This is a genomic window from Alishewanella aestuarii B11 (genome assembly GCF_000280055.1).
Lineage (GTDB): Bacteria > Pseudomonadota > Gammaproteobacteria > Enterobacterales > Alteromonadaceae > Alishewanella > Alishewanella aestuarii.
Genome location: NZ_ALAB01000028.1, coordinates 14,123 through 26,129, shown reverse-complemented (window position 1 = coordinate 26,129; position 12,007 = coordinate 14,123). Strand labels below are relative to the sequence as shown.

General features: G+C 52.0%; 11 protein-coding genes. 7 read left to right on the top strand and 4 right to left on the bottom strand.

Annotation, left to right across the window (positions count from 1 at the left end; translation table 11 throughout):
• The first annotated feature begins 32 nt into the window (after positions 1-32).
• Positions 33-863 carry an RluA family pseudouridine synthase gene (locus AEST_RS11660; RefSeq protein ID WP_008609246.1) on the top strand — a complete coding sequence of 277 codons (831 nt, stop codon included), beginning with the start codon at positions 33-35 and terminating at the stop codon, positions 861-863.
• Here the strand turns inward: AEST_RS11660 and AEST_RS11655 are convergent.
• The gene (locus tag AEST_RS11655) at positions 854-2,890 is read right to left on the bottom strand and encodes a tetratricopeptide repeat protein (RefSeq protein WP_008609245.1); all 2,037 of its coding nucleotides are present in this window, start codon (positions 2,888-2,890) and stop codon (positions 854-856) included. The two genes, AEST_RS11660 and AEST_RS11655, sit on opposite strands and share 10 nt — an antisense overlap.
• A 139-nt stretch (positions 2,891-3,029) precedes the next feature.
• Positions 3,030-3,965 carry a D-2-hydroxyacid dehydrogenase gene (locus tag AEST_RS11650; RefSeq protein WP_008609244.1) on the bottom strand — a complete coding sequence of 312 codons (936 nt, stop codon included), beginning with the start codon at positions 3,963-3,965 and terminating at the stop codon, positions 3,030-3,032.
• A 476-nt stretch (positions 3,966-4,441) separates the two neighbouring features.
• Here AEST_RS11650 and AEST_RS11645 point away from each other — a divergent pair, with 476 nt between their 5' ends.
• The 3 genes from AEST_RS11645 to AEST_RS11635 all read left to right on the top strand — a co-directional run bounded on the left by AEST_RS11645 (position 4,442) and on the right by AEST_RS11635 (position 6,982).
• A complete protein-coding gene (locus tag AEST_RS11645) occupies positions 4,442-5,374 on the top strand; it encodes an ABC transporter ATP-binding protein (protein ID WP_008609243.1) in 933 nt (310 codons plus the stop codon).
• A complete protein-coding gene (locus AEST_RS11640; protein ID WP_008609242.1) occupies positions 5,371-6,552 on the top strand; it encodes an ABC transporter permease in 1,182 nt (393 codons plus the stop codon). Before AEST_RS11645 ends, AEST_RS11640 begins: the two co-directional genes overlap by 4 nt.
• A gap of 88 nt (positions 6,553-6,640) precedes the next feature.
• Positions 6,641-6,982, top strand: coding sequence for a hypothetical protein (locus tag AEST_RS11635; protein ID WP_008609241.1), 342 nt, complete (start codon positions 6,641-6,643; stop codon positions 6,980-6,982).
• Here the strand turns inward: AEST_RS11635 and AEST_RS11630 are convergent.
• Entirely contained in the window at positions 6,979-7,455 is a 477-nt protein-coding gene (locus tag AEST_RS11630) for a tellurite resistance TerB family protein (protein WP_008609240.1), read from the bottom strand. The two genes, AEST_RS11635 and AEST_RS11630, sit on opposite strands and share 4 nt — an antisense overlap.
• A gap of 105 nt (positions 7,456-7,560) precedes the next feature.
• Here AEST_RS11630 and AEST_RS11625 point away from each other — a divergent pair, with 105 nt between their 5' ends.
• A complete protein-coding gene (locus tag AEST_RS11625; protein ID WP_008609239.1) occupies positions 7,561-8,382 on the top strand; it encodes a M90 family metallopeptidase in 822 nt (273 codons plus the stop codon).
• Positions 8,383-8,462: 80 nt separating this feature from the next.
• On the opposite strand, the gene AEST_RS11620 is transcribed toward AEST_RS11625, so the two are convergent.
• A complete protein-coding gene (locus tag AEST_RS11620) occupies positions 8,463-8,645 on the bottom strand; it encodes a hypothetical protein (RefSeq protein ID WP_008609237.1) in 183 nt (60 codons plus the stop codon).
• A 135-nt stretch (positions 8,646-8,780) separates the two neighbouring features.
• Between AEST_RS11620 and AEST_RS11615 the strand changes: the two genes are divergently transcribed.
• Both AEST_RS11615 and AEST_RS11610 read left to right on the top strand, forming a co-directional pair.
• A complete protein-coding gene (locus AEST_RS11615) occupies positions 8,781-9,752 on the top strand; it encodes a calcium/sodium antiporter (protein ID WP_008609236.1) in 972 nt (323 codons plus the stop codon).
• Between the two features lie 4 nt (positions 9,753-9,756).
• Positions 9,757-12,006 carry an exonuclease domain-containing protein gene (locus AEST_RS11610; protein WP_008609235.1) on the top strand — a complete coding sequence of 750 codons (2,250 nt, stop codon included), beginning with the start codon at positions 9,757-9,759 and terminating at the stop codon, positions 12,004-12,006.
• Position 12,007: the final 1 nt, after the last annotated feature.

Genomic DNA, 12,007 nt, shown 5'->3' with positions numbered 1-12,007 from the left:
GGGAACACCGCCGTTGCGGTGACAAAGAACCGATGAAATTAAGCCGAGAGATCACCGCTACAGCCCCCGTCACCGCCATAGAGCTACTCAGTACGGCAGTGCCGGAGTTGCCGAAAGGTCGATTAAAAGATGCAATGAACAAGGGCGCCGTGCAGTTAATTGCCAAGCCGGTAAAACGACTAAGACGCGCCCAGTTTATGCTGAAAGCCGGTGATCGGCTGGCGCTGCACTATGACAGTGAAATTTTAAGCCGGGATTGTGCTGCGGCGCAGCTGCTGGCTGATGAAAAGGCCTATACTGTCTGGTTTAAGCCTGCCGGTATGTTGTCGCAAGGTAATGAATGGGGCGATCATCTCAGCTTATTGCGCTTTGCCGAGCAACACTTTACACCCGCCCGCCCCGTGTTCCTGCTGCACCGTCTTGATCGTGAAGCCAGTGGTTTAGTCTTGCTGGCACATAATAAACAGGCCGCAGCGGCCCTGAGCAAACTCATCGCTGAGCGGGCTATTATCAAAAAGTACCGGGTACGGGTAAAGGGCGCTTTGCCTGCTGACGTGCTGAGTCAGGGTAGGATTGCACTGCCGCTGGATGGCAAGGCATCAGAAAGTCGTTTTAGTTTGCTGGAGTATTGCAGTTTAACCGATACCAGTTTGCTAGAGGTAATACTGATAAGTGGTCGCAAGCATCAGATCCGTCGACACTTCGCTGCTATAAACTGCCCGGTGATGGGCGATCCGCAATACGGCCGGCAAAACAAAAGCACCACAGGCCTGGCGCTGCAGGCGGTAGAGTTGGCGTTTTTCTGCCCCCTTAAACGACGCCAACAGCAATTCCTGCTGCCAGCGTCATTAGTTCAGAGTTGAAACGACAGCTGATTGCCGTTTAACTGCAGTGTTAATTCACCCAGTTTCAGCGCATTTAATATATCGGCACGCAAATTGTCTGCCTGCCATTCACAGGGCCGGGGATGGCTGCTGTAGACAACCAGTTGCCACAAGGAACCAGAGTTTAACTGTTGCCCGGCCAGATACCAGCAGAGCCAGACCAGCTCTGCCAGACCATTCAGATCCTCTTTTTGCCAGTGCTCGCCAAGCAGGTCCTGCAGTGGCAAGTTCAGGGTCAGTAATTCAGGATTGGCGCCAAGCTCAGTCAGCTTTTGTTCCAACAGCGCAATCGCCTGTTGTTGTAGTTGCGGCAATTTCTGCTCATCGTCGCAACATAGCCACAGCATTTCACTGCCACTAAAACTGGCGGTAACTTCCGGCAGGTTAAGTTGCTGACGTACTTGTTCCAGCAACTCGCTGACGCAACGTCTGCCATATTTTTGTTGCAGCAGGGTGCGATTACGCGGCAGTAATACTATTAAGTGTGGTGCAGTACGTTGATTGGTCTGTTTTACTTTTTCACGGAACTGGCTCCACTGTTTTGGTGCCAATTCCGGCGCAGGCGTTGTCGTGGCTACCGGTAATTGCCGACGGTATAATTGCCAGATCACGAAAGCAGTAAAAATCAGTCCGACTAACAATAACTGCAGTAGAACCTGTCTGGATTCGGCGGCGGCGAGTTGTAGTTGCAGTTGCTTCAGCTCAGCTGACTGCTGGCTCACCTGGTTGTTATCGGTTAAGCCCCCTTTCAGCTGGGCCATACTGCTTCTTAATTGTTCGCTTTGCTCTTGCTGTGCTAACTGCATCGCCGGCCGCTGCGCCAGATAAGCTGTCTGCCACCGCTGGCGCGCAGCAGCCAGGTCGGATTTATTGTTGTAGAAGCGTAGCTTAAGGTAAGTTGCCGCGGCATTAATATCTGGCGCGATGTCGGCCAGCAATTGCTCTGCTTCCGGATAACGCTGCTGCTGGATATAGAGCCGCGCTAATGCCAGCGTAATTTCCTGGAGATAGGTCGCAGAGTTTATTTGGCGGAATTGCTGCAACGCCAGTTGATATAATTGTTCGGCGGGTGCCAATTGTTGCTGTACCAAGGCGGTGCGGGCCAGGCTGTAGTTGACCATCGCAATGCGCAGTAAGTTTTGCTGCTGCTCGGCGATGTGTCGTGCTTCTTCCAACAACAGTTGCGCTTGCTCCGCCTGTACTGGCTCTTCCAGATAGGTTTCAGCCAGATAAATCAACGCATGGGTATAATTAGATTGCAGATCCAAAGCGCGGTAGCGCTCTGCTGCCTGCTGAAAATGTTCCAGCGCATCCTGGTGCAAATCCAACTTACGAAACGCCATTCCCAGCCTGAAGTGGATTGAAGCCAGACTTTCAAAATCCTGTAGCTGATTGGCCAGCGTCAAACCTTGCTGTAAGTAGTAAAAGGCGCGCTGATATTGATTATCCTGCAATGCCAGCCGGCCACTGATAATCAGTGAGGTTAGCTCCCGCGACGGCTCACCCAGTTGTCGTGCCAGTGCCAGACTACGCTCCGCATACTCCAAACCCGTAGCTAACTGTCCAAGCAGATTATAGGCAGAAGCGAAACTGCGTAGTACATCATTAAGCAGGCGCAGGCTGGGTTGCTCGTCGCTGTTAAGCAGCAGTTGTTCGGCAGCCAGTAGCTGCTGAAGAGCCATCTCAGCATTCTGAAAATAAATGCCGTGAATTTGTGCTTTATGAAACAGGCTTAACGCCTGTAAATAAGGGGTAGTAGCCAGTTGCTCCGCCTTACTGGCCGCATCCAGGGCAGCATCCCTGTTATTGACTGTCTGATAACTGACTGACAACACCAGATAGTCTTCGGCAGTTAAGGTCGTTAGTGCCTGGTTTTGCAGACTGGAAATAAATTGTTCGGCAGCAGCTTTACTTTTGTCTACTTCACTCAGCCGCTCTGTCAGGTTAGCAGCCTGCACTGGCAGACTTATTCCAACCGCCAACAAAAAAACATAAAGAAAACGCATAGAAAGCTCTTATTTTTATCGCCCCGGCGCATCCAATGCAAGTGGCACTCTTTGCTGATGTTGGGCAGAGCATCCGTTCTGCCGGGTAGTATCTTATTACTAAAACAGCTAATTATTATAACAGTTTTTAGCGGCTGACTCAGCGTTCGAGAAAACCTTGAATATTGTCGGCAATCTTTAACACCATTCTGGTTCGCGCCTCACGACTGGCCCAGCCAATATGGGGCGTGATTAACAAATTGGGTAGCTTGCAATTTAGCAGCGGATCCGAGGCCGGGGGCGGTTCAGTGCTAAGAACGTCAAGTGCAGCCGCGCCGACCTGCCCGGTTTTTAAGGCCTCAAGCAGCGCATTAGGCTCAATCAGCGCACCGCGCGCCGTATTGATCAGCACAGCGCCGGTTTTTAACCCTGCCAGACTGTTCTTATTAATCATATGCCGGGTATCAGCGGTCAAAGGGCAGTGCAGGGAGACAATATCTGCCTCTGCCAGTGCCGCGCCAAATGCCAGGCGGCCGGGGCGGATCTCTGTGGCAGAGGGCCGCTCGGCGATCAATACCTTCATACCAAAGGCCCTGGCTAAGGCAGCCGTTGCCTGACCCAAGACACCATAGCCGACAATCACCATAGTTTTGCCGGCCAGTTCAAAGATGGGGTAATCCAGCAAACAGAAACTCTGGCTACGACTCCAGTCGCCACGTTGTACCGCTGTGCTGTAACTGAAAAGCTGATTACTCAGTGCTAGCAGCAAGGCGAAGACATGCTGTGGCACAGCCGTGCCGGCATAATCGGTAACATTAAACACCTGAATTCCTGCCGTCCTGGCCGCCTGTAGATCAATATTATCCATACCGGTTGCCGCCACCATAATAGCTTTCAGGCGTGGCAGTTTGGCAATCAGCGCCGCGTCTAGGCGGCATTTATTGACGATAGCGATGTCGGCATCTTGCAGCCGTGCCGGCAGCTCGTCGGCGCTGCTGTGGGCATAGACCTGAAGCTGACAGTTAGCAAGGTGCAAAGCCGATAAATCGGCATCGCCCAGAGTAGCGGCATCGGCAAATACGATTTGGTAACGCATAGGCTTTAGAGTTCCTGGCGCCGTTTCAGAAAAAGCTGTTTTAGCATAGCTAAGGGGCTAATGCAGCTGATATTACTAAGACTATCGTCGAACAGCCGGCTGAGAGCTCCATGTAGTTTAAAAAGTGCGCACCAGAATGCCTGAAAAAACCTCAATCAAGGCGTGATTGCGAAGGAATAGTGGCGCTCTTTCGAGCAATCAGAACGCAGAGTGAGGTTTTTTCAGGCCTTCCCGAAGGGCGAGGCCATAAAGCGCGCATGCTGCGTTAAGTTTTCTCGATTTAGACCCACTAAACCTTTAAAAACTTGCCTTGCCTGCGCACTTTTTGGCGCTCGCTGGTGTCGACTTTTTAAACTACATGGTGCTCTAGCTGCTGCACAAACATACTTTTTGTTACATTTATGCTAAGAAAAGCGGTTAAGTTCAACAGGCCATAATGGTAAAGTGGGGCGAGTGCAGCAAAGGATTAAGTAACAATGCAAATTACAGTCACACAGATTGAAAAACACTATGCCACAGTACAGGCAGTGCGCGGTGTTAGTTTCCAGATCCAGCCAGGCGAGATTTTTGCGCTGCTCGGACCCAATGGCGCCGGTAAGTCATCGATTATCCGGATGCTGGTCGGTATGACCCGTCCCGATGCCGGCCATATTCTGGTACAGCATGATGGGGGCGAATTTGACCATGTGCCCCGCCGTTATCTCGGCTACTTGCCGGAAGACCGTGGACTTTATGCTGACAAGAGTGTCGAAAAAAATCTGCGCTTTCTGGCGCAGTTGCATGGTTTATCTGCCGCAGAAACCGAGCAGCAACTGACACATTGGCTCAATGTTTTTGAATTAACGGATCGGCGGAAAGAGGATTTAAAGCAGTTGTCCAAGGGCAATCAGCAAAAAGTTCAGCTGATTGCTGCGGTGATCCACCGTCCGGCACTGGTGATTCTGGATGAGCCTTTTTCTGGTCTGGATCCGCTGAATCAGGAAAAAGTGGTGCAGTTTTTACAACAACTGCGTGCCGATGGCATGACAGTGATTTTAAGCGCCCATCAGATGGCGATGGTGGAAAAACTGGCAGATCATATGCTGTTGATGGCGAAAGGGCAGGCAGTACTGGCCGGTACTCTGGCGCAGATCCGCAGCCAGGCTCAGCCACAACCGGAAGTCGTGATTGAAACCGAGCAGCCGATTAGCAGTGAGCAGCTCGACCGCTGGCTAGCCGGATACAGCTGGCTGCTACAGACACCGCAGCGGCTGTTGGTGCGACTTAATGAAACCCAACAGCTGTCGGCCTGTTTACAGCAGCTGCTGCCTTACTGTGCGTTGAAAAATATCTCAATGCAAAATCCGGACTTGCATCAGTTATATCTGAATGCGATGACCCAACATCAGCAACAGGAGCAAGCAGTATGATTTCGCGGCAAAGTCTGGTCGTCGCCAAATGGGAATTTTTACGGTTTTTTAAATGGAAGCAACAGCTGATCTCGTATTTGCTGATGTTGGGGGTAATGGGAGCGATTTTTGCCTGGAGTTACTTTGTGGATGAAGGCCGCCAGCAATATCGGATCGCAGTACCGGCCGGCTTTAGTCTGGAAAGTAGCGCCCAGTTTCAGTTTCAGCAGCCGACGGTCAGCCTGGAAGAGCAGTTGCGACAGCTGCAGCAGGACGAAACCTGGCATGCGGTGCTGGAGCCAGGCGATGAGCAGGTGCTGATCCATACCAAGGCCGGTAAAAAGTGGCAACAGCAGTTACAAAGCGTGCTGCTGGAGCACTACCGGCAGCAGTATGCCGCCGCGCAGGGTTGGTCGGCAGAGCAGTTGGCGGCATTACAGCAGCCTGTCAGCCTTGAAATGCGTTACCTCGATGACAACTATAAGGGAAAAGATCGGCCGGAAAAACTGATCGCCCTGGCGGTGCTGTTTATGCTGTTGATGGGGCTTACCACTGCCTTTGGTCAACTGTTAATGAGCATTACCGGCGAAAAGCAGCATCGGGTAACAGAGCAGTTATTTGCCATAGTAACACCGCAGCAATGGATCGATGGCAAGGTACTGGGTCATAGCCTGAGTGCGTTAAAAGCCATGTTTACCACCACGCTGATGATGTTACTGGGTTTTCTGGTGGCGGTACTGGTGTTTGCCAATAAACCGCTGCAGCTGGACTGGCTGAATCTTGGGGTCTTAGCCTGGTTACTGCCCTTTGCCCTGCTTGGCGTAGTGTTGTGTGCGACCTTTATGGCCGCTATTGCTGCCTCGATTGACGATCCCAATACCAGTGGTAAGGGCGCGGTGATGATGATCACCTGGCTACCGCTGTTATTTACTTATTTGGTGATCGATAGCCCCACCGGCTGGGCCATGACGTTATTAAGTTGGCTGCCGCTCACCTCCTTTGCGGCGATGCCGGTCAGGATGGCGCTGGTTGAATTGCCCTGGTGGCAGCCGTTGCTGTCGTTAATGCTGTTGCTTGCCACCCTGTACTGGCTGCGCCGGGTAGCAGGCCGGATATTTTTACGTGGCATGCAGATGTATGGCAAGGAGCCAAGCTGGGGAGATATTATGCGCTGGGCGCTCAGTAACAAGGCTGATTGATGAACTATTCAGCCTAAACTCAGCCAAAATGGCTATAATGCCTGCCGGTAGCTGAGGTTGCTACCGGCGGCAACTTTAAAGGAAACCTATGATCGATCCTTCTTTTCGCCAACAAGCTTCGGCGTGGCAACGGCAGTTTCAGCTACGTAGCCAGGGCAGTTTTTTGCAGCGCCTACTGGCATGGCTGGTATTGGGCGTGATGTTGCTGGTGGGTGCGGTCTTTCTGCTGTTTGCATTGCTGCTCAGTTGGATCCTGATCCCGATTTTGCTATTCCGGCACCGGCAACGGATGCGGCAATTCCGTGAGCAGGCGGCTCGTTATCAGCAAGCCCAGCAAGATGGCGCCAATCCTTACGCCGGGCAGCGGCAGCAACAAGGCACAGTGATCGAAGGTGAGGTGCTGCGTAAAGACGAATCTGAGCCGCGTTAGCCTTCAGCTGGTTGGTTGGCCAGTTTGGCTTTGATAAAGTCGCTGTGTCGGATAAAGAGTAAATCCGCTACCTTGCGCAGCATCATTTCTTCATTCGGGTCGACACTGCCATCGGCCCAGGCCAGTTGCCATAGCTGGTTCAATAACGCCAGCCGCTCTGGCTCTGTTAATACTTTCAACTTCGACGTATAGGCATGCAAACAGGTGGCATCAGCGGCCAGCTGATTGGCCTGCGCCAATACCTGCTGTGCTTGTGGCCTGGCCAGCGCATATTCCCGTTCAATATAATGCAGGACCAGTTGTTGTTCCTGCTCGGTACTGTCGAAATCGGCATGGCTTAGCTGCAGCAACAGCACCACTGCCATAAATTGTGGCTCACTGAGGCCGGCTGCCTGCCAGGGTTGATGGCTGGCGGCTGCACCGGGTAAGCCTTCAGCGGCTTTTTCCAGCAGGTTTTTCAGAAAATTAAACAAGGCGAAACTCCTCTGCATAGGGCGTGCACACAACCTGACACAGCTTGAATTTTATCAGACTTTACCCCACTGAAAGAGTTCGACTGATCGTGCCGGAGCACCCTTTTGCCGCTACTTATTTTAGCTGTACTGACGCTGTTGATTATTGGTTTAGTGCTGGGGCAACCTTATTACCGGCGTTGGCAGCGCCAGCGCATTGCTGCCAGGCCCTTTCCTGAAGCCTGGCGTAAAATTCTGAAACAGCGGATGCCTTATTTCCGCGCCTTACCAGCCGATCTGCAATTGCAGTTAAAAAAGCATATGCAGATTTTTATCGCCGAAAAAGCCTTTATTGGTTGCGATGGCCTGACGGTAACCGATGAAATGCGGGTGACCATCGCCGCTCAGGCCTGCCTGCTATTACTTAACCGCCCAAATCACTATTACCCGGCATTACGCAGTATTCTGATCTACCCCTCTGCTTTTATTGTTGACACAGCACAAACCGATGCTGCGGGCTTGGTGCGGCAGGAACAACGGGTGCTCAGCGGTGAGTCCTGGGGCCAGGGCAAGGTCATTCTAAGTTGGCAGGACACGCTCTCGGGTGCTGCCGATCCGCACGATGGCCATAATGTGGTGATCCATGAGTTTGCCCATCAACTGGATCAGGAGCAGGGGCCGACCCAGGGCGCGCCGGTGCTAAGTCGTAGTAGTGATTATCAGCAGTGGTCAAGCGTAATGCAGCAAGCGTATGACGACTTGCAGCAGCGGCTGGCGCTGGGGTTACCTGTATTGCTTGATCCCTATGGTGCCACCAACCCGGCGGAGTTTTTTGCGGTCTTGACTGAAGTATTCTTTGAAAAGCCGGCTGAGCTTAATACCGAACATCCGGCTTTATATCAGTTACTTAGCCGATTTTATCGCTTAAATCCACTGAGCTGGCAATAATTAGCACTACAGCATCAAATAGTCTAAAAGTATGCTGGTGTTGAATTTTTAAACTATTATTTTTTAAATTATTTAGTGCCCTAACCAAGCAGCATCTTAATTAATTGCGCCAGTAACAAAATAGCGACCAGTGGCAAGATCCAGCGGCCATATTTACGATAGTCCTGTTCGGCTTGCTCACCCTTGCTACCATATTTTTCCAGTAAGGGCAGTAGTAAAAACAGCACCAAAAATAACACTGCTAAGATACCAATTAACGCCATCAACCTCTCCTTCGGGCTTTTTAAGCAGCTTAGCAGCTCGCGGTTAGGGCTGCAAAAAAAGCTGTGCTGGCCAGCTATTAGCCATTTTGGCGCCATGCTACACTAAACGCAGTTCACCTTCAGGAGAAGTAAGCTATGTTGTGGGCCGTGTTAGCTCTGATTTCGGGTTTGGCGCTGTTAGTCTGGAGCGCAGATAAATTTGTCGATGGTGCTGCGGCGACAGCAAAGTATGCCGGTATGCCGCCGCTGTTAATCGGTATGTTGATTGTCGGTTTTGGTACCTCAGCACCGGAAATGGTGGTCTCTGCCATGGCTGCGGCTGATGGTAATCCGGCACTGGCACTGGGTAATGCCTACGGCTCCAATATTACCAATATTGCGCTGATCCTCGGTTTGGTAGCGCTGTTAAGTCCTATCGCTGTGCATTCTCAGGTGCTGCGTAAAGAACTGCCCATTTTAATGTTAATTACCCTGTTCGCCGGTTGGCAGTTGTTCGATCATCAACTTAGCAGCTTTGATGCCTGGTGCTTGCTGGCGGTATTTTTTGTGTTAATGGGCTGGTCGGTATGGCAGGGCATGCGTAATCCCCAGGATGCGATGGCAGTGGAAATGGGCGACGAGCTGGCCAGTGCCGAGCAAATGACGCTAAAGCAGGCCATTATCTGGCTGCTGGTTGGCCTGACGTTACTGATCCTGGCCTCGCGGTTACTGGTGTACGGCGCGGTGTTTATCGCACAAAGCCTGGGCGTCAGTGATCTGATAATCGGCTTAACAGTGGTCGCAGTTGGTACGTCTTTACCAGAACTGGCCTCGTCGCTGATTGCGATTAAAAAGGGCGAGCATGATATTGCGCTGGGTAACGTAATTGGCTCCAACCTGTTTAATACGCTGGCCGTGGTCGGTATCGCGGCGGCGATTGAGCCTATGGCGGTGGAAGCGGTAGTCCTGACCCGTGATTGGACGCTAATGGCCGTGCTAACCGCAGCGCTGTTTGTGATGGGCTATGGCTATAAAAAGCAAGGGCGGATCAACCGGCTGGAAGGCGCGCTGTTGCTGCTGGTCTTTATCGGTTATACCGGTTATCTGATTAGTACGGTGATTAGCTAAGCCTATGACGGTTAGACCAGAGCTAGATGCCCGTTACTATCTGCAGCACTTTCAGGAGTTGCTGCAGTTTGTAAAAACGCATTATGGCCCTTGTCTAACCCCCTCTGCCAGCACCTGGCTTGCCGATTTCGAACAACTCAGCATGCCAGCGCAACAGCTGCTGGTGCGGATGCTTAACCGCAAAGGCCGGGTGTTTGCCGACAGTGAGCTGTACTATGCCGAAATTGGCCCGGTAGCGCCGCTATTAGCAGAGCTACAACAGGCTGGTTTTATCGCAATGCTTAGTGCAGCCGAACTCCCTGATTTTTGGCTGCGGCTCACTAAAGCGACGCTGTGGCAGTTGTTACAACTGGCCGCGCCGCAGTTGACATCCCCCTTAAATGCAAAAAAAAGCCACAGCAAGCCCGAGCTGCTGCGCGCGGCCTTGACGTTGCCGGTCGATTGGCTGGGTTTGATCGCACAGTTGCCGCAACAGTATGTGGCATTGCAACGGTTGGATGCGCTTAATTATCTGTATTTTCTTTATTTTGGACGGGTCGAGCCTAACCTTTCACTGTTTACCCTGCGCGATCTCGGGATCCGGCAAACCGGTCAGTTTAAGCAGCAATTTAGCCCGCGCTTTACCGAGCTGGCGACCGCTGAGCTGGCCTTTCAATTAGCGCAAGCCAAACGGGCACTGGCCGATTTAAGTAAACAGCTAAAACAACAGCCGGCTGATGCCGAATCGCTGTTAAGTCCATGGCTGGAGCAAGTACAGCAGTGGCCGTCTGGCACTACTCCGGAGCTCGTGACCAAACGCAGCGAACGCTGCTATCAGCTTGGCAAATTGGCTGAGCAGCAGAAACTGCTACCATTGGCGCAGGCCTTTTACCATCAAAGCAATGGCTTTCCGGCCAGCGAGCGTCTGGTGCGGCTGTACTGGCAGCAAGGTGATACTATTCAGTGCCAACAGCACCTGCAACAACTGTTAGAAGATCCCAGCTGTGATGAAGAATGGCTATTTGCTGAAGATTTTTATCAGCGTAAGTTTACTGCCGGTAGCCAGAGTCAGCGCCGCTCGCAGCTGACGCAGCTGCTGCACGCCGCCCCGCAAATTGGCGTAGACGAGCTCTATCTGGGGAAAGCAGAAGCCGGGCTGATTGCGCATTATCAGGCGCTCGGTTATCGGGCGTTTCATAGTGAAAATAACCTGTGGCTGGCGTTGTTTGGCCTCTGGTTCTGGCATGAGTTATTCGAACATCAGGACAGTGCGCTGCATAACCCGTTCGAGCGGCGGCCACGTAATTTAAGTGCGGGTGGCTTTTATGAGCAATTTCAAACAACCATCGAGCATAAATTAACACTGCTAGCCGCGCCTAATGCCGCAACCATCCTGCTAAGCGCGTTAACCGCGCATTATGGCAAAGCCAATAGCCTTTTTTACTGGCATAGCGATCTCGCTGAACAGCTATTACCTTTGCTGCAATACGCGCCGCGCAGCCATCAGAAAAATGGTGAAAATGACAAAAGCGGCGAACCGGCTGAGAGTGCTCTTGCGCCAATACTCCGTGCCATGGCGCAGGACTTTAACCGCCATAGCAGTGGCTACCCGGATTTATTGCTGATTAAAGATCAGCAGCTGCAGTTTATCGAAGTTAAAGCGCCCGGCGATAAAATTCAGCGCCATCAGCTCGCCCGGCTGCTAGCCCTGAATAACGCCGGTTTTAACGCCCGGATTGAAAAACTGCAGTGGATAGTCGACCCCAATCGGCTCTATGTGGTGCTGGATGTCGAAACTACCGGCGGCAAAGCTGGCACCGACAGGGTGATTGAAATTGGCGCGGTAAAAGTCCAGGCTGGCGAGGTGTTAGACACCTTTAGCACCCTGCTTAATCCTGGCCGCACTATCCCGTCTTTTATCAGCCGTTTAACCGGTATCAGCAACGCCATGGTGGCCGATGCGCCCATCTTTGCTGATATTGCCGACAAGCTTGCCGAGTTTTTACGAGGCGCAGTCTTTGTTGCCCATAACGCTAAGTTCGATTACGGCTTTATCCGTAGCGAGTTTGCCCGCTGTGATATCACATTCGATATGCCGCAGCTCTGCACGGTAGTGAATATGCGCCGCTATTACCCGGGACTGCAATCCTATAGCCTGGGTAAGTTATGCGAGGAGTTTGAGATTAAACTTAATAACCACCACCGCGCCCTGGCAGATGCCACGGCCACGTCGGAGCTGCTAAAGCTGATTAATGCCCGTCGCCAGTTGGTTTAGG